The organism is Pleomorphomonas sp. NRK KF1, from assembly GCF_023721755.1.
GTDB lineage: Bacteria > Pseudomonadota > Alphaproteobacteria > Rhizobiales > Pleomorphomonadaceae > Pleomorphomonas.
In genome coordinates, this window is sequence record NZ_JAMDLH010000001.1 from 191,151 (window position 1) to 213,871 (window position 22,721).

Annotated in this window: 17 protein-coding genes; 16 read left to right on the plus strand and 1 reads right to left on the minus strand. The window is 63.2% G+C overall.

The features are described 5' to 3' along the window. Positions 1-13: 13 nt before the first annotated feature. The 14 genes from panB to M4J39_RS00935 all read left to right on the plus strand — a co-directional run bounded on the left by panB (position 14) and on the right by M4J39_RS00935 (position 17,558). The gene (gene panB / locus M4J39_RS00870) at positions 14-835 is read left to right on the plus strand and encodes a 3-methyl-2-oxobutanoate hydroxymethyltransferase (RefSeq protein ID WP_251725734.1); all 822 of its coding nucleotides are present in this window, start codon (positions 14-16) and stop codon (positions 833-835) included. 576 nt (positions 836-1,411) lie between these two features. Further along, a complete protein-coding gene (locus M4J39_RS00875; protein WP_251725735.1) occupies positions 1,412-2,443 on the plus strand; it encodes an amino acid ABC transporter substrate-binding protein in 1,032 nt (343 codons plus the stop codon). 225 nt (positions 2,444-2,668) lie between these two features. Next, positions 2,669-3,868, plus strand: coding sequence for an amino acid ABC transporter permease (locus M4J39_RS00880; protein ID WP_251725736.1), 1,200 nt, complete (start codon positions 2,669-2,671; stop codon positions 3,866-3,868). Between the two features lie 11 nt (positions 3,869-3,879). After that, on the plus strand, positions 3,880-5,022 hold the full coding sequence (locus M4J39_RS00885) for an amino acid ABC transporter permease (RefSeq protein ID WP_251725738.1): 1,143 nt from the start codon (positions 3,880-3,882) through the stop codon (positions 5,020-5,022). A 45-nt stretch (positions 5,023-5,067) separates the two neighbouring features. Next, a complete protein-coding gene (locus M4J39_RS00890; protein ID WP_251725739.1) occupies positions 5,068-5,835 on the plus strand; it encodes an amino acid ABC transporter ATP-binding protein in 768 nt (255 codons plus the stop codon). 257 nt (positions 5,836-6,092) lie between these two features. After that, positions 6,093-6,455, plus strand: coding sequence for a hydroxyisourate hydrolase (gene uraH, locus M4J39_RS00895; RefSeq protein ID WP_251725740.1), 363 nt, complete (start codon positions 6,093-6,095; stop codon positions 6,453-6,455). A 4-nt stretch (positions 6,456-6,459) separates the two neighbouring features. Beyond that, a complete protein-coding gene (gene xdhA, locus M4J39_RS00900) occupies positions 6,460-7,950 on the plus strand; it encodes a xanthine dehydrogenase small subunit (RefSeq protein WP_251725741.1) in 1,491 nt (496 codons plus the stop codon). Continuing rightward, complete coding sequence (gene xdhB / locus M4J39_RS00905) at positions 7,950-10,277, plus strand: xanthine dehydrogenase molybdopterin binding subunit (protein WP_251725743.1); 2,328 nt, start codon at positions 7,950-7,952, stop codon at positions 10,275-10,277. Before xdhA ends, xdhB begins: the two co-directional genes overlap by 1 nt. Beyond that, a complete protein-coding gene (gene xdhC, locus M4J39_RS00910; RefSeq protein ID WP_251725745.1) occupies positions 10,274-11,305 on the plus strand; it encodes a xanthine dehydrogenase accessory protein XdhC in 1,032 nt (343 codons plus the stop codon). Before xdhB ends, xdhC begins: the two co-directional genes overlap by 4 nt. A 121-nt stretch (positions 11,306-11,426) precedes the next feature. After that, positions 11,427-12,971, plus strand: a complete 1,545-nt coding sequence (locus tag M4J39_RS00915; RefSeq protein ID WP_251725747.1) for an ABC transporter ATP-binding protein — start codon at positions 11,427-11,429, stop codon at positions 12,969-12,971. Beyond that, positions 12,971-14,059, plus strand: coding sequence for an ABC transporter permease (locus tag M4J39_RS00920; protein ID WP_251726762.1), 1,089 nt, complete (start codon positions 12,971-12,973; stop codon positions 14,057-14,059). Before M4J39_RS00915 ends, M4J39_RS00920 begins: the two co-directional genes overlap by 1 nt. Then, positions 14,052-14,966: an ABC transporter permease gene (locus M4J39_RS00925; protein WP_251725748.1), complete on the plus strand. Its 915-nt coding sequence runs from the start codon at positions 14,052-14,054 to the stop codon at positions 14,964-14,966. The genes M4J39_RS00920 and M4J39_RS00925 overlap by 8 nt, the downstream gene beginning before the upstream one ends. Before the next feature lie 102 nt (positions 14,967-15,068). Further along, positions 15,069-16,139: a BMP family ABC transporter substrate-binding protein gene (locus tag M4J39_RS00930; RefSeq protein ID WP_251725749.1), complete on the plus strand. Its 1,071-nt coding sequence runs from the start codon at positions 15,069-15,071 to the stop codon at positions 16,137-16,139. A 225-nt stretch (positions 16,140-16,364) separates the two neighbouring features. Continuing rightward, positions 16,365-17,558, plus strand: coding sequence for a urate hydroxylase PuuD (locus M4J39_RS00935; RefSeq protein WP_251725750.1), 1,194 nt, complete (start codon positions 16,365-16,367; stop codon positions 17,556-17,558). Between the two features lie 19 nt (positions 17,559-17,577). Here the strand turns inward: M4J39_RS00935 and M4J39_RS00940 are convergent, their stop codons facing one another. After that, the gene (locus tag M4J39_RS00940) at positions 17,578-18,477 is read right to left on the minus strand and encodes an AraC family transcriptional regulator (RefSeq protein WP_251725752.1); all 900 of its coding nucleotides are present in this window, start codon (positions 18,475-18,477) and stop codon (positions 17,578-17,580) included. 198 nt (positions 18,478-18,675) lie between these two features. On the opposite strand from M4J39_RS00940, the gene M4J39_RS00945 reads away from it, so the two are divergent. Together M4J39_RS00945 and M4J39_RS00950 are read left to right on the plus strand one after the other, a co-directional pair. Further along, complete coding sequence (locus M4J39_RS00945; RefSeq protein WP_251725754.1) at positions 18,676-20,136, plus strand: alpha-glucosidase/alpha-galactosidase; 1,461 nt, start codon at positions 18,676-18,678, stop codon at positions 20,134-20,136. Between the two features lie 227 nt (positions 20,137-20,363). Continuing rightward, a complete protein-coding gene (locus M4J39_RS00950; protein ID WP_371875360.1) occupies positions 20,364-22,430 on the plus strand; it encodes an ABC transporter substrate-binding protein in 2,067 nt (688 codons plus the stop codon). Positions 22,431-22,721: the final 291 nt, after the last annotated feature.

Genomic DNA, 22,721 nt, shown 5'->3' on the forward strand with positions numbered 1-22,721 from the left:
CGGAGGTATTGACATGAGTGCACCCGTCCGCTCCCGCCGCACCTCGGTCGCCGACATCAAGGCCCTGAAGGGCGTGCGTCCCATCGTCAGCCTCACCGCCTACACGGCGCCGATGGCGGCGCTGCTGGATCCGCATGTCGACTTCCTGCTGATCGGGGATTCGCTCGGCATGGTGGTTTATGGGTTCGAAACGACACTGCCGGTGACCCTCGACCTGATGATCGCCCACGGTGCGGCGGTGGTGCGCGGTTCGACGACGTCGCTTGTGGTCGTCGACATGCCCTTCGGCTCCTACCAGGAAGGACGCGAGCAGGCATTCCGCTCGGCGTCGCGCGTTCTCGCCGAGACAGGCGCTCAAGCGGTGAAGCTCGAAGGCGGCGAAGAGATGGGCGAGACCATCCGTTTTCTGACCGAGCGCGGCGTGCCGGTGCTCGGTCACATCGGCCTGACGCCGCAGATGGTCAACGTCTACGGTGGCTACAAGACGCAGGGGCGCAATCAGTTCCAGGCTGCCAAGATCAAGGCCGACGCCCGGACCGTCGCCGAAGCCGGCGCTTTCGGCTTCGTGCTTGAAGGAACCATGGAACCGCTGGCGCGAGAGATCACGGCGGAAGCGCCGATCCCCGTGATCGGCATCGGCGCCTCGCCCCAATGCGACGGTCAGATCCTGGTCAGCGAGGATATGCTCGGCCTCTACAACGAGTTCATTCCTCGCCACGTGAAGCGCTTCGCCGATCTGGGGGCCGAAGTGTCGAAGGCAGCTGCCGCCTACGCCGAGGACGTCAAGGCCCGCAGCTTTCCTGGCTTGGAGCATACCTTCCAGCCCAAGGCCTGAGCCCGATTGGACCAAGTGATAAGCTCCAGGCTCAGTTGCCACGGCCGGGTTGAGGCTCTGTCGGCGGCGGTTATCGACGCAACGTCGACGCGTGTAGCGCGCGGCAACTCGTAAAAGTCCAAGGTTAGGAGTGTCTACGTGGAAACACGTGGCTATCCCTTACCCTTTTTGGAGATTTTCGCGGGTCGGTTTTCGCTCTGTGTTGAATAGGTGCTCCAGCTTTTCTTAAGTAACCTGGCGACTGGATAAAAAATAACCTGTTTGCATATTTTGTGGGCGATAGTTTGATTATCATCTGCGCATGTGTAGTTTGTGGTCAATTTAAGGCGCTTTGCGATTGACCATCGGCATAATTTGTAATCTAGTAGTTGAGAAGCCCGTCGGTTTGGCGGGCGTGGAGCGGCTGCCATTGGTTTCTATCCCTCGGCTTGGTTCGCGATGGGATGTCCTGCGGGAGTTGCTTCGAGCGAGGCTCGGTGGATTGGGTGCGCTTCGGGCGCTCGACGATCGAGGCGGGTGTCGACAAGAACAAAAGCACCCACACGCCGTGCCTCTTGGTCATCAGGGGAGACATTCATGCGTTCCAATACATTCAAGACTCTGCTGCTTGGCGCCGCTTTCATCGGAGCTGGCGCTGTTGCCGCTTCGGCCGGCACTCTCGATGAGGTCAAGGCCAAGGGCTTTGTGCAGTGCGGTGTCAATGGCGCCGGTCTCGCCGGTTTTGGCGCGCCGGACGACGCCGGGAACTGGACGGGTCTCGATGTCGACGCTTGCCGTGCCGTCGCCGCTGCGGTGTTTGGAGATCCCTCCAAGGTGAAGTATACCGGCCTTTCCGCCAAGGAGCGCTTCACGGCCCTGCAGTCGAAGGAAATCGACATGCTGGCCCGCAACTCGACAAACACCATGAGCCGCGATACGCAGCTCGGCATCACCTTCACCGGCGTCAACTATTACGACGGCCAGGGCTTCATGGTGAAGAAGGCGCTCGGCGTCTCCTCCGCCAAGGATCTCAACGGCGCTTCCGTCTGCGTGCAGTCCGGCACCACCACCGAGCTCAATCTCGCCGACTATTTCAAGTCGAATGGCATGACCTTCAACGCCGTCGTGTTCGAGAAGCAGGAAGAAGCGGACGCCGCCTATGACGCCGGCCGTTGCGACGCCTACACCACTGACGCTTCGGGTCTCTACTCGATCCGCCTCAAGATGACCAATCCGGACGACAGCATCGTTCTGCCGGAAATCATCTCCAAGGAGCCGCTCGGGCCGGCCGTTCGCCAGGGCGACGACCAGTGGGAGTCCATCGTTCGCTGGAGCCACTACGCCATGCTGATCGCCGAGGAGTTCGGCGTCACCCAAGCCAACGTCGATGAGATGAAGACGTCCGAGAATCCTGAGGTTCAGCGCCTGCTCGGCGTTGGCGAGGGTGTCGATTTCGGTACCCCGATCGGCCTCACCAAGGATTGGGCCTATAACATCATCAAGGGCGTCGGCAACTACGGCGAGTCCTTCGAGCGGAACGTCGGCGAAGGATCGCCGCTCAAGATCGCTCGCGGCCTCAATGCTCTGTGGACGAAGGGCGGCCTGCAGTACGCCCCGCCGATCCGCTGATCTGACAGGTGAAAGGGGAGGCGTCCGATAGGGGCGCTTCCCCAGCTTCGGATTGATGGGAAGCGTCGGCTGACGTCGCGTCCGGCCGGTTTGCTTCCGGCTGGGTGTGCGTGCGCATGCTTGGCAGATTGCCTCGCCGGGCGTGGCGCAATCGCGGGGCGCACTCCTTCCTTGTGACAAAACGTGCTTTTGGCGCCGGCCTGGCGCCCTCTCTCGAGGCCTGACATGACGCTCCGAGACAAGACGGCTGACGAAACGCCTCGATCCTGGGTTCGCGCCGTCCTCTATGATGCGACGATCCGTGGCTGGGTTTTTCAAGGACTGGTTCTGCTGGGCCTTATCCTGTTCGCCATCTGGGTGATCCACAACACGGCCGCCAACCTGCGCGCGGCCAACATTCCCTTCGGCTTCGACTTCCTCAACATGCGGGCCGGCTTCGACATCTCGCAGAAGCCCATCGACTACACGCTGGATTCCTCGCACGCCCAGGCCTTCAAGGTCGGTCTTCTCAACACCATCATCGTCTCGGTGCTCGGTATCATCCTGGCGACGATCGTCGGGTTTGTCGTCGGCATTTCGCGCCTGTCCAGCAACTGGCTGCTGGCAAGGGCGGCGACCGTTTACATCGAGACGCTGCGCAACGTTCCGCTGCTGCTCCAGCTCCTGTTCTGGTACAAGGCGGTGCTCTCGGTGCTACCCGGTCCGCGGCAGGGCTATGCGTTGCCGTTTTCCATCAATCTGTCCAACCGCGGCCTGACCATGCCGCGACCGATCGCCGGTGACGGCTTCGAGTTCGTCATGTGGTCGGTGCCGGTTGCCGTCGCCCTGGCATGGGCCGTGGCCCGCTGGGCGAGGAACCGCCAGGCCACCACCGGACAGTCTTTTCCGGTGTTCCGTGCGTCGCTCGGAATTGTCATCGGGTTGCCGCTGGTGATCTTCCTGGCCCTCGGCGCGCCGCTGTCGTTCGAGATTCCCGAGCTCAAGGGATTCAACTTCGCCGGCGGCATGGTCGTGCATCCCGAACTGATCGCCATGCTGCTCGGCATCTCGCTTTATACAGCCACCTTCATCGCCGAGACGGTGCGAGCCGGCATCCTCGCGGTGTCGGCCGGACAGAGCGAAGCCGCGTTCTCGCTGGGCCTTCGCCCGCGCCAGACCATGCGCCTCATCGTCGTGCCGCAAGCCATGCGCGTCATCATTCCACCGCTCACCAGCCAGTATCTCAACCTGACCAAGAACTCGTCCTTGGCGCTGGCCATCGGCTATCCGGACCTGGTCGCCGTGTTTGCCGGCTCCACGCTCAACATCACCGGCCACGCCATCGAGGTCATCGCCATCACCATGGCGGTCTACCTTGCCCTGAGCCTCATCACCGCTGCGCTGATGAACTGGTTCAACGCCCGCGTGGCGCTGGTCGAACGCTGAGGGAGACGGTCATGAGCCGCATCGAAACCGATACCGTCTTCGTCCGTCGCGACTTTCTCGAGCCGGAGGCGCCGCCGGCCTCACTCGGCGGGTTTCCGGGCTGGGCGCGCAAGAACCTGTTCTCTTCGCCGCTCAACATCGTCGTCAGCCTTGCCATGCTGTTCCTGCTGGTTTGGTTCATTCCGCCACTTTTCAAGTGGTTGTTCGTCGATGCCGTCTGGACGGGCGACAACCGCGATGCCTGTCTGCCCAAGGGCGATGAGACGGTCGGCGCCTGCTGGGCCTTCATCAACGCCAAGGCGGCCCAGTTCACCTTCGGATCCTACCCCGCCGACGAGCGCTGGCGACCGGCATTGGTAATGATCGCCTTCTTTGCCGGTCTTTTCTGGATCGCGGTGCCGAAGATGCCGCGCCGCCGGGAAGGCGTTTGGCTGATGTTGACCGTCTTCCCGGTCGCCACCTTCTGGCTCCTTTATGGTGGTTTCGGCTTGCCGATCGTCGAGACGTCCAATTGGGGTGGTCTTCTGGTGACGCTGGTCGTGGCCATCACTGGCATCGTGGCGTCGCTGCCTCTGGGCATCCTGCTTGCGCTCGGTCGTCGCTCGAAGCTGCCGTTCATCAAGATCGTATCGGTGGTGTTCATCGAGATCTGGCGCGGCGTTCCACTCATCACCGTGCTGTTCATGGCCTCGGTGATGTTGCCTCTGTTCCTGCCCACCGGCGTCAACTTCGACAAGCTGTTGCGCGCGCTGATCGGCGTCGCCCTGTTCACTGGCGCCTATATGGCCGAAACCATCCGCGGCGGTTTGCAGGCCATACCCAAGGGGCAGTACGAAGGCGCCGCCTCGCTCGGTCTCGGCTACTGGCAGTCGATGCGGCTGATCATCCTGCCACAGGCGCTGAAGATCGTCATCCCCGGCATCGTCAACAGCTTCATCTCGCTGTTCAAGGATACCTCTCTGGTGATGATCATCGGTCTTTACGACCTGCTCGGCTCGATCCAGCGCAACTTTTCCGACGCCAACTGGTCGACGCCGTCGATCGCTCCGACGGGTCTGATCTTCGCCGCAGCCGTTTTCTGGGTTTTCTGTTTCTCCATGTCACGCTATTCGATGTACATGGAGAGAAAGCTCAACACCGGACACAAGCGGTAACCCGCGCTTTTCAGCTCCCCGCTTGCTTCCAAAGGGACCCTATTCATGGCCGATACTGCCCTAGCCACCGCCCCCGAGTCCGAGACCGCCGTCGAAATGATCGGCGTCAACAAGTGGTTCGGCGAGTTTCATGTCCTACGCGACGTCAATCTCTCGGTCAAACGTGGCGAGCGCATCGTCATCTGCGGTCCCTCCGGTTCGGGTAAGTCGACGACCATCCGCTGCATCAATCGCCTTGAGGAACACCAGAAGGGCAAGATCATCGTCGACGGCATCGAGCTCACCAACGATCTCAAGCGCATCGACGAGGTGCGCCGCGAGGTCGGCATGGTGTTCCAGCACTTCAACCTGTTTCCGCACCTGACCATCCTCGAGAACTGCACGCTGGCGCCGATCTGGGTGCGCAAAATGCCGAAGAAGGAAGCGGAAGAGGTGGCGATGCACTTCCTCACCCGCGTCAAGATTCCTGAGCAGGCCCACAAGTACCCCGGCCAGTTGTCGGGCGGACAGCAGCAGCGCGTCGCCATCGCCCGTTCGCTCTGCATGCGACCGAAGATCATGCTGTTCGACGAGCCGACCTCGGCCCTTGATCCCGAGATGGTCAAGGAGGTGCTCGACACCATGGTCGGACTCGCCGAGGAAGGCATGACCATGATCTGCGTGACCCACGAAATGGGTTTTGCGCGTCAGGTCGCCAATCGGGTGATCTTCATGGACCAGGGCCAGATCGTCGAACAGAACGAGCCGGAGGAGTTCTTCTCCAATCCCAAGCACGAGCGCACCAAGCTGTTCCTCGGCCAGATCCTGCACTGAGTTTTTCGCGGGCGCCGTTGGCTGTTGTGCCGCGGCGCCCGATCCATATCCTGATCTCTTACTTTCAAAAGTCGCGCGACGGGTTTGGTCGCCCATACTAATTCCTGTCGGGCGGATCGTCGTTTCCGTCTGGAAAAGCTATGGTCGACGGCTCCGTTTCAGGGAATGGGCCTTCCTAAAGGCGGCAAGTCGTGCCAGACAAAACGTCTGCGACAGAAGCCGGCTTTGCGCCGGCGCCAACAAGGAAGGACTGTGCGTTGGCTGAGGGGCGTCTGACAACCCATGTGCTCGATACGGCGGCGGGCCGCCCGGCCGCCGGCCTGAGGATCGAACTCTGGGCTATTCGCCTGGATGGCTCCCGTGACCTTGTCCGCGAGGCGATCACCAACGACGATGGTCGTATCGATGGAGCGCTGCTCTCCGGCATCACGTTCGTCGTCGGTACCTACGAACTGGTCTTCCATGCCGGCGACTACTTGCGCGCGGCTGGCCATGTCCTTGCCGACCCCGCCTTTCTCGACCTCGTACCCATCCGTTTCGGTATCGCCGATGCCTCGGCCCACTATCATGTGCCGCTGCTGATCTCGCCTTACGGATACTCAACCTATCGCGGGAGCTGACCTCATGCGCGACTCCATCCGCATCGTCCGCCGCGGGCGAATTGTCGAAATCGACGACATCAGGCCAACCGAGACGCTGCTCGACTATCTGCGCCTCAGGGAGCGTGCAACCGGGACCAAGGAAGGCTGCAACGAAGGCGATTGCGGCGCATGTACCGTCGTCATCGGTGAATGGAAGAATGACCGTGTCGTCTATCGTCCGGTCAACTCCTGCATCCAGTTCCTCGGCGCCATGGATGGCAAGGAGATCATCACCGTCGAGGATATCGCCTGGCCCGAAGGCCGGTTGCATCCCGTCCAGCAGGCGATGGTCGACGCCCACGGCTCGCAATGCGGTTTCTGTACGCCGGGCATCGTCATGAGCCTGTTCGCGCTTTACCATCAGGAGGGGCGCGAAGGTCCGCCGGAACGCGATGAGATCATCACGGCGCTGGCCGGCAATCTCTGTCGCTGCACTGGCTACAGGCCCATCGTGGATGCCGCGCTCGCCGCCATGGCCGAGCCGCCGGCCGATCGGTTCACGGAGGCCATGCCGCAGACCGCCGGTCTCTTGCAGTTTCTCGCCGACGGGCAGGACGTGTTCATCGGCTCCAACAGTGCTTTCTTCGCCGCGCCGGCCAATCTTTCGGCCTTGGCGCAACTGGTCATGAAATACCCAGAGGCGACGCTTCTTGCCGGCGGCACTGACGTCGGCCTCAAGGTGACCAAGGGGATGCAGCCGATTTCGCAGGTGGTCCACGTCGGTCGCGTTTCGGCGCTGCGGCAGATCGAGGATGTCGGTGATGCATTGATCCTTGGCGCCGGTGCGACCTACGAGGACGCCGCCGCCGCCTTCGCCGACCTCGATCCCGACCTCGGCGAACTCATCCGCCGCGTTGGCTCGCGCCAGGTGCGCGCCGTCGGCACCATCGGCGGCAACATCGCCAACGGCTCGCCGATCGGCGATATGCCGCCGGCCCTGATCGCGTTGGGCGCCACACTCGAACTTGCCCATGGCGAGGATGGGCGGGCGCTGCCGCTCGAGGATTACTTCATCGCCTATGGCAAGCAGGATCGCCAGCCGGGCGAGTTCGTCGCCGGTCTCCTGGTGCCCAAGCTGGCGCCGAACCAGGTGTTCCGCGCCTACAAGATTTCCAAGCGGTTCGACGAGGACATTTCGGCGGTGATGGGAGCGTTCCGCTTCACCATAGATGACGGCGTCATCACCGAAGCGCGCATCGCCTTTGGCGGCATGGCGGCGACGCCCAAGCGTGCCCTCACCGCCGAGGCGCGGCTGACAGGCGCCCAACCGGCGCGGGCGGCAAGTTGGGGGGCGGCCATCGAGGCGCTTGGCGAGGATTACGCGCCGATTTCCGACATGCGGGCGTCGGCGGCCTATCGCATGGAAACGGCGAAGGCGCTGCTTGCCAAGGCTCTGGTCGAATGTGCCGGCGCGCCGACGAGCCGCACCCGCGTCATCGGCCGCCGCGAGGCCCCGGAAGCGGAGGTTGTCTGATGAACGCGCCCGAATCCGAGATCTCCGAAGCGGCCGTCGAGCGGGTCGTCCATCGCTCGACCGCCCATGACAGCGCCGTGCTGCACGTCACCGGCCGCGCCGTCTATATCGACGACATGGTCGAGCCGACCGGCACGCTGCACCTCGCGCCTGGCTTCTGCCCCGACATGGCGCGCGGCCGCATCCGCGACATTGATCTGTCCCGCGTTCGGCAGGCGCCGGGAGTCGTCGCCGTGCTGACGGCGGCGGATATCCCAGGCCGCAACGACTGGTCGACCTCGACCGGCGGAGATCCGATCCTCGCCGACAAGGAGGTCGAGTTCTGGGGTGAAGTGCTGTTCTGCGTCGTGGCGGAAACGCGCGACGCCGCCCGTCGCGCCACACGGCTGGCTCTCTTCGAGGGCGAGGCGGAAACGCCGGTTCTCGCAATCGAGGAAGCGAAGGCCAAAGGACTGCGCGTGCTCGACGATTATGGCTATGGTCGCGGCGATGTGGCGCGCTCCTTTGCCAGCGCCCAGCGGCGGTTCGATGGCGTCATCCGCAATGGAGGGCAGGAGCATTTCTATCTGGAGGGGCAGGTCGCCCTAGCGATCCCCGGCGAGACGGGCGACATGCACGTCTACTCGTCGACCCAGCATCCGTCGGAAGTCCAGCACTGCGTCGCCCATATGCTCGGGCTGCCGAATGCCATGGTGACCGTGGAGGTTCGTCGCATGGGCGGCGGCTTCGGCGGCAAGGAGAGCCAGGCGAGCCAGTGGGCCTGTCTTGCCGCGCTGGGCGCGCGCGTTACCGGGCGGCCGTGCAAGCTTCGGCTCGACCGCGACGACGACATGGTGATGACCGGCAAGCGGCACGACATGACGACGGCCTTTTCCGTCGCCTATGACAGCTCCGGCAAGATCCTGGCCGCCGACATCGACTTCATGGCCCGTTGCGGCTACTCGGCCGATCTCTCGGGCGGCGTCAACGACCGCACGCTGTTTCACGCCGACAACGCCTATTTCTATCCTAACGTCGCTCTTAAATCGGAGCGGCTCAAGACCAACACGGTGACCAACACAGCTTTCCGCGGCTTCGGCGGCCCGCAGGGCATCCTCGCCGCCGAGCGCATCATGGATACGCTCGCCATCGTCACCGGCATCGATCCGCTGGAGGTCAGGAAGCGCAACTTCTACGGCCCCGGCCGCGACGTGACGCCCTATGGCCAGAAGGTCGAGGACAACATCCTTCCGGAGCTGGTCGCCGACCTCGAACGCTCCTGCGATTACGCCAAGCGCCGGCAGGAATGTCGTGCCTTCAACTCGAAGAACCGCATTCTTCGCAAGGGCATCGCGCTGACGCCGCTCAAGTTCGGCATTGCCTTCACCCTGACCCACCTCAATCAGGCGGGCGCGTTGGTGCACGTTTACGCCGACGGTTCGGTTCATCTGAACCACGGCGGCACCGAAATGGGGCAGGGGCTGAACACCAAGGTGGCGCAGGTTGCGGCCGATGCCTTCGGCATACCGCTCGACCGGGTCCGCATCACCGCCACCAACACGTCCAAGGTGCCCAATACCTCGGCGACCGCCGCGTCCTCCGGCTCCGACCTCAACGGCATGGCGGCGCTCGCCGCTTGCGACGAGATCAAGGCGCGGATGGTCGCCCATCTGGCGGCGACGACGAATGCGCCGCCTGAGAGCGTGGTGTTCGCCGACGGTCGTGTCAGTCATGCCAGCGGCTCGCTGTCCTTTGCAGATCTCGCCAAGTCCTGCTACGAGGGCCGCGTTCAGCTGTCCGCCTCCGGGTTCTATTCCACGCCGAAGATCCACTGGGACCGTCAGAAGGCCGAGGGGCGGCCGTTCCTCTATTTCGCCTACGGCGCGGCCTGCGCCGAGGTGACCATTGACACCATGACCGGCGAGATGAAGGTCGATCGCGTGGACATCCTCCACGATTGCGGACGGTCTCTCAATCCGGCCATCGACATCGGCCAGATCGAAGGCGCCTTCATCCAGGGCATGGGTTGGCTGACCACCGAGGAACTGGTTTGGGACGACAAGGGGCGGCTCTCGACGCATGCCCCGTCCACCTACAAGATCCCGACGGCCGGGGACGTGCCGACCGTCTTCAACACTCGCCTGTGGGATGGCGCCAACCGCGAAGAGACCATCCATTCCTCGAAGGCCGTCGGCGAGCCGCCGTTGATGCTCGCCTGCTCGGTGTTCTCGGCGATCTTCGATGCTGTCGCCAGCCTGAAACCGGGCGCCGTGCCGCCGCTCGACGCGCCGGCGACGCCGGAGTCGATCATGCGGGCGGTGGCGGTCATGCGGCGAGGCGAGGCATGAAAGACGTCTTCGCCCCGCTTCATCGTCTCCTGAGCCGCGACGGCGTTGCGGCACTGGTGACGATCGTTGGGGCGAAGGGGTCGACGCCACGCGAGGCCGGCGCTCGCATGGTCGTCTCGATCGACGGCGCCATCTCCGGCACCATTGGTGGCGGCCGGCTGGAACTCGACGCGATGGAGCGCGCCATGGCCGCGCTGCATGCGGGGCGCGACGGCAGCGAACGGCTCGATCTCGCGCTCGGCCCGTCCATTGGCCAGTGTTGCGGCGGCGCGGTCAGCCTGATGATCGAAACCTTCACGGTGTCCCGGTTGGCCTCCGTCGCCGAACTTGCCAAAGCCGAGGCGGCGGGGCCTTTCCAGACCACCGGCAACTGGGCCGGCACCACCCCGATCGACCGGCGCGTGATCGGTGTCGAGCGGCGTGAGCCAACCGCGATCATCGACGATGGCCGGATCGACGAGAGCTTCGGCGAACCCTTGCGCGACCTGCTGCTGTTCGGCGCCGGGCACGTGGGCCGGGCCGTGGTATTGGCGCTGGCACCGTTGCCCTTCCGTGTCCGCTGGATCGACGGCCGGCAGAGCGCCTTTCCCGACCTGCCATTGGCCCGGCTCGAACGGGTGGTCACCGGCACGCCGCCGGCGGAGCTCAGGACCGCTTCCGCCGATGCCTTCGTATTGATCATGACCCACGATCATGGCCTCGATCTCGATATTCTGCATGCCGCCTTGTCAGAAGACCGATTCCCCTATGTCGGGTTGATCGGCTCGCGCACCAAGCGCGCCCGCTTCGAGCATCGCCTCGCCGAGCTCGGCCACTCGGAAGCCCGTATCAGGGCTTTCACCTGCCCGATTGGTGTGCCGGGGATAACCTCGAAAGAACCGGAGCATATCGCTGTCTCCGTGGTCGCAGAGCTGTTGATTGTCGACGAGAAACTTCGTAGGACCCCGGGCGGAGGGTTCGCGGCCGGTGAGGCGGCCGTCAGCTCAGAAATTAAGCAGTCTGCCCATTTATTCGGACATTCCGGCTGAATCTTTTGGCGCGTCCGACGGGCGAAATCGTGCTTCTATGTTGCACAGAAAATAGACAAAGCGCGGTGAAACGGGGACGACGGCTCTGATGGGCGAAGGGACTGGGGACAGCACCGGAGAAATGCTCCGCCGGGTGGGGGGCGATACGCCGCTTCTTGAGGTTCGTCACGTTACGAAGCGTTTCGGCAGCTTTACCGCAAATGATTCCGTATCGCTGAAGATCATGCCGGGCGAGATCCACGCGCTGCTTGGCGAGAACGGCGCCGGCAAGTCGACGCTGGTCAAGATCATCTACGGTTCGCTGCAGCCCAACAGCGGCGGTATTTTCTGGAAGGGCCGGCCGGTGACGGTCGGTTCGCCCGCCGAGGCGCGTGCGCTCGGCGTCGGCATGGTGTTCCAGCATTTCTCCCTGTTCGAGGCGATGACGGTCGCCGAGAACATCGCCCTGGCGCTTCCCAACTGCCGGGCGACGGGCGAGCTTTCCGACACGATAGCCCGGGTTTCCGCCAATTATGGCTTGCCGCTCGACCCGAACGCCCACATCGCCGACCTGTCGGTGGGCGAGCGGCAACGCGTCGAGATCGTTCGCTGCCTGCTGCAGAACCCCGAACTGATCATCATGGACGAGCCGACATCGGTGCTGACGCCGCAGGAGGCCGACCAGTTGTTCGTGACCCTCAGGCGTCTCGCTGCCGAGGGCTGCGCCATTCTCTACATCTCGCACCGCTTGGAAGAGGTGAGGGCGCTCTGTCACCACGCAACCATCATGCGTCGCGCCAAGGTGGTGGCCGAGACCGATCCTGCCAGGGAGACGGTGAATACGCTGGCCCAACTGATGGTCGGCAACGAAATAACGCGTGTCGTTCGAGAAAGAGGCAAGCTCGGCCCGGAGGCCATCCTCCTCAAGGGTTTGACGCAGGTCTCGCAGGAAGCCTTCGGCGTGTCGCTCAAGGACATCGACCTGTCCGTCCGCGCCGGTGAGATCGTCGCCATCGCCGGTATCGCCGGCAACGGCCAGAAGGAACTGTTCGATGCGCTGTCGGGCGAGGAGCCGCTCGAAAAGGAAGACATGGTGATCTTCGCCGGCGAAGCCGCCGGCCTGATGGACATCAACGAGCGTCGCCTGCTTGGCGCGGCTTTCGTTCCGGAGGAGCGTCTCGGCCATGGCGCCGTGCCGGCGCTGAAGTTGTCCGAGAATGTCGTGCTCACTCGCCATGGCACCGGTGAAGGGATCGCCCGGCGCGGCTTCACCCGCTTCGGCAAAGCCGGTCGCATCGTCGAGACGGTGACGAGTCTGTTCGACGTCCGAAAGGGCGTTCTGGACCCCGAAGCACGGTCGCTTTCGGGCGGTAACCTGCAGAAGTTCGTCGTCGGGCGCGAGGTCGAGCGCACGCCGAAGATCCTGATCGTCGCCCAGCCCACGTGGGGCGTCGACGCAGGCGCGGCGGCGGTGATCCGGCAGTCGTTGATCGATCTGTCGCGCAAGGGCGCCGCCATCCTCGTCATCTCGCAGGATCTCGACGAGATCTTCGAGATCGCCGATCGTATCGCGGTCATCTCGCGCGGCCATTTGTCCAAGGCGGAAGACGCCGACACTCTGACGCCGGAAAAGGTTGGCCTGCTGATGGCCGGCGGCGCCGAGAAGAAGGGAGCGGCGGCGGCATGATGCGCCTGGAACTGGTCAAGCGGAGCGAGAAAAGCCGTCTGATGAGCGTGCTGTCGCCGGTGGTCGCCGTGGCCCTGACCGTGGTGTTCGCCGGCATCGTCTTTGCCGCGCAGGGACATAACCCTCTCACCGGCATTTGGTATTTCTTCCTGGAGCCCATCACGTCGCTCTGGGGCGTCGAGCAGCTGATCACCAAGGCCACGCCGCTCGTCATCATCGCGCTCGGCCTTTCGGTCTGTTACCTCTCCAACAACTGGAACATCGGCGCTGAAGGGCAGCTCACCATTGGCGCCATCGTCGGATCGATCCTGCCGATCCTTTTCCCGGACTTCGTCAACCCGGTGGTTCTGCCCCTGATGCTGTTGATGGCCATGGCCGGCGGCGCGTTGTTCGCGCTGATCCCGGCCAAGCTCAAGACCGTATTCGGCACCAACGAAATCCTGACCAGTCTGATGCTGGTCTACTGCTCCAACCTGTTTCTTGACTGGATGGTCCGCGGCCCTTGGCGCAGCCCCCAGGGCTACAACTTCCCAATCACCGTCGACTTCCACGAGTGGGCGGTGCTGAATGCCGTCGACGTCGGGGGCATCTATCTCAACCTCTCCGCGCCGATCGCCTTGCTCCTAGTCGTAATCCTGGCTGTGGTCATGCGCTCGACACTGAAGGGCTTTGAAATCCGCGTTCTCGGACAGAGCCCACGTGCAGGCGCCTTCGCCGGCTTCTCCAACCGCCGGATGACCGCCTTCGCCTTCGCCCTGTCGGGTGCGCTGGCCGGGCTTGCTGGCATGATGGTGGTGATGAGCGAGATCGGCAAGCTGCAGCCGGTCATATCTCCGGGCTACGGCTTCACGGCGATCATCGTTGCCTTTCTTGGTCGTCTCAATCCGGTCGGAATCCTGATTGCCGGTCTCGTCATCGCCTCGTCCTACTTGGGCGGTGAGGCCATCCAGACGTCCCTGCAGATGTCCTCCAAGCTCGCCACGGTCATTCAGGGCGTGCTGCTGTTCTTCGTGCTGGCTGCCGACACCCTGATCCTCTACAAGGTGCGCTTGGTTACCGGTCGCGAAGGGGAGGGCGCCCATGCTTGAGGCCATCATCCTCACCATCATCACGGCGGCGACGCCGCTTCTGCTGGCGGCCACCGGTGAGCTGGTCGTGGAGAAGTCCGGCGTTCTGAACCTCGGCGTCGAGGGCATGATGGTGATGGGCGCCGTTGCCGGCTTCGCCGTCACCATCTCCACCGGCAGTCCCTTGCTCGGCATCGTTGGCGGCGCCATCGCCGGCATGCTCGTGTCGTTGATCTTCGCCTTCGTGACGCTGACGCTGGTCGCCAACCAGGTGGCGTCCGGTCTCGCGCTGACGCTGTTCGGTCTCGGCCTCTCCGGCCTGATGGGCGAGAGTTTCGTCGGTCAACCGGGCATCAAGCTCCAGAGCCTCCATGTTCCCGGCCTCACCGATCTGCCCTTCGTCGGCAAGATCCTGTTCGGGCAGGACCTCCTGGTCTACCTGTCCTTTGCGGCGGTGTTCGGCGTTTCCTGGTTCCTCAACCGGACGCGCGCCGGCCTGATCCTGCGCGCCGTTGGCGACAACCACACGTCCGCGCACGCCCTCGGCTATTCGGTGATCGGCGTGCGCTATCTCGCTGTCATCTTCGGCGGAGCCATGGCCGGTCTCGGCGGCGCCTATCTGTCGGTCGCCTACACGCCGCTCTGGGTGGAAAACATGACAGCCGGCCGCGGCTGGATCGCATTGGCGCTGGTGGTGTTCGCATCGTGGATACCGTGGCGGGCCGCCATCGGCGCCTACCTGTTCGGCGCGGTAACCGTGCTGCAGCTGCATACCCAGGCGCTCGGCATTGGTTTTCCGTCGCAGTTCCTTGCGATGCTGCCGTATCTTGCCACTGTGATCGTGCTGGTCGCCATCTCCGGCAACCGGCGGGCGACCTTGTTCAATACGCCCAGCAGTCTGGGCAAATCTTTCGTGCCCGACCGCTAAAGGCGGGAGAGGCCATCGACAAGCGTCGGCGATACGGTCGGCCGGCGCCTCACTCAAGACCGTGACAGACCGTGGGAAAACCCACACCAGGGGAGAATGAACATGAAGAAACTTGCGCTTCTTGCCGGTACGGCCCTGGCGCTCGCCATCGGCGCCGTCTCGGGCGCCTCGGCCGCCGACAAGCTGAAGGCCTGCTGGGTCTACACCGGCCCGATCGGCGACTTCGGCTACTCCTACCAGCACGATCAGGGCCGTCTCGCGGTCGAGAAGGAACTCGGCGACAAGGTGGAAACCGCCTACGTCGAGAACGTCGCCGAAGGTCCGGATGCCGAGCGCGTCTTCGAGCGCTTCGCCCGCGAAGGCTGCGGCATCATCTTCGGTACGTCCTTCGGCTTCATGGATCCCGAGCTGAAGGTGGCCAAGAAGTTCCCGGACGTTAAATTCGAGCACGCTACCGGCTACAAGAGCGCCCCCAACATGGGCCTCTACAACGCTCGCTTCTACGAGGGCCGCTACATCCTCGGCCAGATTGCTGCCAAGGAATCGGAGAAGGGCCTCGCCGGCTACATCGTCTCCTTCCCGATCCCGGAAGTGGTGATGGGCATCAACGCCTTCATGCTCGGCGCGCAGTCGATCAACCCCGACTTCAAGGTCAAGATCGTCTGGGTGAACTCCTGGTTCGATCCGGGCAAGGAAGCCGACGCCGCCAAGGCTCTGTTCGACCAGGGTGCCGACATCATCGTCCAGCACACCGACTCGACGGCTGCCATCCAGGTCGCCGAAGAGCGTGGCCTTAAAGGCTTCGGCCAGTCGTCCGACATGATCAAGTTCGCGCCCAAGGCGCAGATGACCGCCATCGTCGATGACTGGGGTCCGCACTACATCAAGTCGGTCAAGGCCGTTCTCGACGGCACCTGGAAGGCCGATGACGTGTGGGAAGGCATCAAGGACGGTACCGTCCACATGGCCGAGTACACCAACATGTCCGACGAGACCAAGAAGCTCGCCGAGGAGACCGAGGCCAAGATCGTTGGCGGCTGGAACCCCTTCACCGGTCCGATCTTCGATCAGGACGGCAAGGAGCGCTATGCCGACGGCGTCGTCGCTCCGGACGCCGATCTCCTGGGCATGAACTGGTACGTCAAGGGCGTCGACGACAAGCTGCCGCAGTAAGCTTCGGCTGTTCTGTTTGTTGCTGAACTCGCACGGGGCCGCCTTCGGGCGGCCTCTCTGCTTTGTGGAAAGCCGCCAACCTGCCGGAAATATTGGCATTTCGATCTGCCAGCCGACTTGCGCAAGTCGGCTCCCAAGGGCTAGATTACGGCTAAATGCGTATGGATGCGTCATGCCTACATGCTAGGCCGGGCGAAGTCCGCAACGAGGCGCCAGGCCCTACACATGCTGAGCTTTGCCATTGAATGGCTTCATATTCTGGCCCGCTGGTTCCATCTCGTGGTCGGCATCGGATGGATCGGCACCAGCTTCTTCTTCATCGCCCTCGATCTCAGCCTTCGCAAACGGACGAAGATGAATCCGGGCGTCTACGGCACGGCCTGGCTTGTGCACGGCGGCGGCTTCTACAACGTCGAGAAATACGCGGTGGCGCCCGAAGAGCTGCCGGAGGATCTCGTCTGGTACCGCTGGGAGGCCTACCTCACCTTCGTCTCCGGCTTCCTGCTGCTGACGACAATCTACTATTTCAACGCCCGGGCCTACCTGATCGATCCCTCCGTGGCCGATCTCGCGCCATGGCAGGCGATCGCCATTTCGGTTCTGTCGCTGCTCCTCGGCTGGTTGGCCTACGACGGACTCATGAAGCACACGACCGATGATCATCCCGGCCTGGTCGTCTTCTGCGTCTTCCTGATGATCGTCGGCTTCGCCGCGCTGTTCAGCAACGTCTTCTCAGGGCGCGGCGCCTTCATCCACGTCGGCGCTCTGGTCGGCACCATCATGGCCGCCAACGTCTTCAGGGTGATCATCCCCAACCAGAAGAAAATCGCCGCCGCGCTGATGGCGGGCGAGAGGCCGGACCCGACCCTGGGACTGCAGGGGCGGCAACGCTCCATCCACAACAACTACCTGACGTTGCCGGTGCTCCTCATGATGGTGTCCAACCACTATCCTCTGCTCACCGGCCACCCGCACGGCTGGCTTCTGGTGGCGCTGATTCTCGTCACCGGCGGCATGGTACGCCACCTTCTCAACCGCCACGAGGCGGGTGATCCATTCCGGAAGTACTGGTGGGCCCTACCGGGGGCGGCCGTTGCTCTGACCTTGGCTGTCATCGCCACCGTGCCGTTGCCGCGCTCTGCCGATGTCGCGGATGCCTCGACCGTTACCGATGCGGACGTGCTTCGCCTCGCCGCGACGCATTGCGTGATGTGCCATTCCGCCAAGCCGACTCATGAAGGATTCACGGAGCCGCCAAAGGGCCTCGTCTTTACCGATGTCGAGCACATTCGCCGCTATGCGCCGCTCATCAAGATGCAGGCGGTCGATTCGGAGGTCATGCCGCTTGGCAACGAAACGGGCATGACGCGCGAAGAACGCGACGCGCTGGGCGCCTGGATCGCTGCCAACGGCGGCTGACGACTTTTCGGCCGGTTCGCTATCGGTCGGTGCCGATGGTTTGCGTGGCGTACATGCCGGTGGTGCGGAACTCGGTCGGGCTGGCGCCGAAGAAGCGGCGGAACACCTTCGAGAAGTAGTTGGGGTCGGAGAACCCGGTCAGCGTTGCCACCTCCTTGACCGAGATCTCCGTGTTGACCGCCAGCAACTTCGCGGCGCGGCGCATCCGCTCGGCCAGCACATACTCCGATGGCGGCCGCCCTTCGGTGGCGGTGAAGACGCGGCTGAAATGGGCTCGGCTGAGACCCGCGACGCCGGCCAGTTCGTCGACCGACAGGTCGCTTTGCAGGTTGTTGAGGATGTGCCGGATCACCGGCGCCATCGGGCTTGCCTGGGTAGCATCGGAATAGGTGCCGGCGAACACGTCGTCGTAAAGCGCCATGGCGGCGCGATAGGCCAGGGCCGATGCGGCGCCCGGCGTCTCGCCTTCGCCCTCCATCATTCTAAGAGAGCAGTCGGCCAGCGTTTCCACCGTGCGCGGCTTAAGGTGAAGAACCGGACCGGTCACGGCCATGACCGATCGATGCAGCCGCAGCGCCTCCTCACCGTTCATCGAAATCCAGAAGAACTCCCAGCGGCCGCCGTCTTCCAGCCAGTAGCGATGGTTATGCGGCACCAGCACCAGCATCGCCTCGCCCTCGCCGATGCGATAGTGCTTGTCCTCGTAGCGCAAATTTCCATGCCCTGAAATTGTGTGCTGGAGAACCGTGAAGGGAGTTTGTCCGCGTTTGCGCCCGTCCCAGGAATATTCCTTTGAAGTTTGAATATCATAGCCAGTGCTGGTCGGCATCGTATGGAGCAGATTGCGCCCCCGCGGCAATGACATTGTCGTCATTCCCGGGCCATTTTGTCGCAGTTTGTCGAGCACAGAATTACCCATCGAAGCACAATCCTCGTCTGGCCTTGGCAGCCATATTACGTCTTAATGCAGCCAACAAGAAGAACGGAACGGACGGAGCCAGGGACTTCCCCAAGGACAAGATGTAAGGCGCAACGCGACAGTGTCGCTTGCGCAACACCTTTGTATTGTCTGGAAGTATCCTTATCCGGTCGTTTTAGGCGATTGAACGAGGACAGCATGGCAGCCTTCAAAGTTGCGATCATCGGCGCTGGAAGCGTCGGCTTCACCAAGAAGCTCTTTACCGACATTCTGTGCGTACCGGAGTTTGCCGATGTCGAGTTCGCGCTGACCGACATTTCCGAGCACAATCTGACGATGATCGCGACGATCCTGAGAAAGATCGTTGAAGTCAACAAGCTCCCGGCCAAGGTGACCGCGACCACCGATCGCCGCAAGGCGCTCGAAGGCGCGCGCTATGTGATTTCCTGCGTCCGCGTCGGCGGCCTCGACGCCTATCAGGACGACATCCGCATTCCGCTGAAATACGGCGTCGACCAGTGCGTCGGCGACACGATCTGCGCCGGCGGCATCCTCTACGGGCAGCGCAACATTCCGGTGATCCTCGATTTCTGCAAGGACATCCGCGAGGTTGCCGAGCCCGGCGCCAGGTTCATGAACTACGCCAACCCCATGGCCATGAACACCTGGGCTGCCATCGAGTATGGCAAGGTCGACACCATCGGCCTCTGCCATGGCGTCCAGCACGGCGGCGAGCAGATCGCGGACATCTTCGGCGTCGGCCACGACGAGGTGGACTACATCTGCTCGGGCATCAATCACCAGACCTGGTACGTCGACGTCCGCGTTCGCGGCCGCAAGGTGACCAAGGACGAGATCGTCGCCGCCTTCGAGGCGCATCCCGTCTACTCCAAGCAGGAGAAGGTCCGCATCGACGTGCTGAAGCGCTTCGGCGTCTACTCCACGGAAAGCAACGGCCACCTGTCGGAGTACCTGCCCTGGTATCGCAAGCGGCCCGGCGAGATCATGAACTGGATCGACATGTCCGACTGGATCCATGGCGAGACGGGCGGTTACCTGCGCTTCACCACCGAACAGCGCAACTGGTTCGAGACGGAGTTCCCCGAGTTCCTGAAGGAGGCCGAGGAAAAGATCGACCCGGCGCGACGTTCGAGCGAGCATGCCAGCCACATCATCGAGGCGCTGGAAACGGGCAGGGTCTATCGCGGTCACTTCAATCAGAAAAACCGCGGCGTCATCACCAATCTGCCGGAGGATTGCATCATCGAGTCGCCCGGCTTCGTCGACCGCTTCGGCATCAACATGGTGGCCGGCATCGCGCTGCCGGAGGCTTGCGCGGCCACCTGCCTGTCGTCGGTCAACGTGCAGCGCATGTCGGTGCATGCGGCGGTGACGGGCGACGTCGATCTCCTGAAGCTCGCCATGCTGCACGATCCGCTGGTCGGCGCCATCTGCACGCCTGAGGAAGTGTGGGCGATGGTCGACGAAATGCTGGTCGCCCAGGCGCGCTGGCTGCCGCAATATGCCCATGCCATCGACGCGGCCAAGGAAAGGGTCGCCAAGTCGACCGTCAAGACCCGCGACTGGCAGGGAGCGGCCCGTCGCGAGGCGCGCGGCATCGACGAGATCCGAGAGGAGAAGGCGCGCACCAAGGTCTGAGCGATCGCACGCCATCGAGAATTGTCCGGCGTGGACAACCGCGCCGGACGCGGCAGGCACCATGGGCTGCCGCAGTGGGGAAGTCGACCGGTCGGTTGAGGAGGCCGGTTGGCTTGGGAAGAGACGCGGGGGGATGCGTTCCGACGCTGCCCATCGCATTGTTCGTCCGCCGGCTCGTGGCCGGTGGCCGGTTTTACGAGGGAGGACATGACGGAATGACTTATCGGATGAAATTGACGTCGGCTCTGATGCTCGGCGCGTCGTTCTTTGCGACGGCGGCCTTTGCGTCCGAGCTGACCGCCGTGCCGGAGGCCCCGGTGTTCCAGGGGCAGGGCAAGGTCAACTACGTCGGACGCAGCGACCTTTACGAGTACAAGGCACTGCCGTCCTATAGCGAACCCGAGTACATCACCAAGAACTTCGTCGACAAGGGACGCTTGCCGCCGGTTAAGGATCGTCTGCCGAAAGAGCCGCTTGTCTTCAAGACCGGCAACATGCCCGACGGCACCGGCGTTTACGGCGATGTGCTCCGCCATGTCATCGGCGGTCGTCCCGAAGGCTGGAATTACCAGGCCGGACAGGTGCAGGGCTGGGGTGGCATCGACATCGGCATGTACGAGTGTCTGACGCGTACCGCGCAGCTGTTCCAGATCAAGGCCGAGGACATGGAGCCGCTTCCCAACCTCGCCAAGAGCTGGGAATGGTCCGAAGACGGTCACAAGCTGACCATGCACCTCATCGAAGGCGCCAAGTGGTCGGATGGCGAGCCCTTCACCTCCGAAGACGTCATGTTCTACTGGGAGGACAACGTCCTCGATCCTAACGTTTCGCCGACCAACGGCGCTACTGCGGCGACCTTTGGCGAGGGTACGACCCTGAAGGCGATCGACGACTACACCATCGAGTGGACGTTCAAGGACGCCTTCCCCAAGCAGTACCTGTACAACATGGCCTACGGCACCTTCTGCCCCGGCCCCGCTCACATGCTGAAGCCGCAGCATCCCAAGTATTCCAAGAATACCTATGAGCAGTACAAGAATGCCTTCCCACCGGATTTCATGAACTGGCCGGTGATGGGCGCCTGGTCGCCGGTTCTCTACCGTCCGGATGACATCATCGTCCTTCGCCGCAATCCCTACTACTGGAAGGTCGACGAGAGCGGCAATCAGCTGCCCTATCTTGACGAGATCCACTTCAAGTTGTCGACTTGGGCGGACCGCGACGTGCAGGCCGTGGCCGGTTCCGGCGACATCTCCAACCTCGAGCAGCCCGAGAACTTCGTCGAGTCGCTCAAGCGCGCCGCTCAGCCTACCGCGCCGGCTCGCCTCGAGTTCGGCCCGCGTCTCATCGGCTACAACCTCTACATGAACTTCTCGGCCAACGGCTGGGGTGGTCCGGACGAGCGTGGCCAGGCGGTGCGCGAGTTGAACCGCAACGAGCACTTCCGCAAGGCCGTGACCATGGGTCTCGACCGGCATAAGCTCGGTGAGGCGCTGGTGAAGGGTCCGTTCACGGCCATCTATCCCGGCGGCATCTCCTCCGGTTCGAGCTTCTATGACCGCGAGAGCACCTTCTATTATCCCTTCGATCTCGACGGGGCAAAGAAGGAGCTTGAAGCGGCCGGCCTCAAGGACACCGACGGCAACGGCGTCGTGAACTACACGGACGGCCCGATGAAGGGCAAGGACGTCGAGATCACGCTGCTGGTCAGTGCCGACTACTCCACCGACAAGAACCTCGCCGAGGGCGTGATCGGTCAGATGGAGAAGATCGGTCTGCGCGTCGTCCTCAATGCCCTCGACGGCAAGCAGCGCGACAACGCCAACTACGGCGGCAAGTTCGACTGGACGATCAACAGGCATGGTCCGGAACTGACGGCCGTCGTGCAGAACACCGAGCAGCTCGCGCCGGTCGGCCCGAAGACCTCGTGGTTCCATCGCGCCCCGGAGAGCGGACAGCTTGACCTGATGCCCTTCGAGCAGCAGCTCGTCGACATCGTCAACAAGTTCATCGCCACTCAGGACGTCGCCGAACGCGCCGAGCTGATGAAGGAGTACAACAAGGTCGCGACGAGCAACGTCAACAGCGTCGGTCTGACCGAGTATCCCGGTGCTCTGATCATCAACAAGCGCTTTGCCAACGTTCCTCCGGGAACTCCGATCTTCATGTTCAACTGGGCTGAAGACACGGTTCTCCGCGAACGCCTCTACGTCCCCGCCGACAAGCAGGGCGACTACGAGCTGGCCACGGACTCTCTGCCCGGCAAGCCGGGTGAAAAGGGCCCCGTCGAGTAATCTTCCCACTCGAACGGCCCGGACACTCGCCGACCAGATGAAGATCTGGTCGGCAACACAAGAGTGTTTCCGAGTCCCTGGCTGAGCAGCCGCTTGTCGATCGGGTCCAACCCGATCGGCGGATGCTGCAGCGTCCCGGCGGTGCCCCCCGCCGCCGGGACACTTCTTCCGAGACCTCCGCAGAATTGTCCGGGAGTCCGAGGGAGCCTAAGATCTCCAGCCATCACCGGCCACCAGCCGATGGCGATCCAAGCCAGCCCATTTCGCGAGAGATGGGTCCTTCAAAATCCA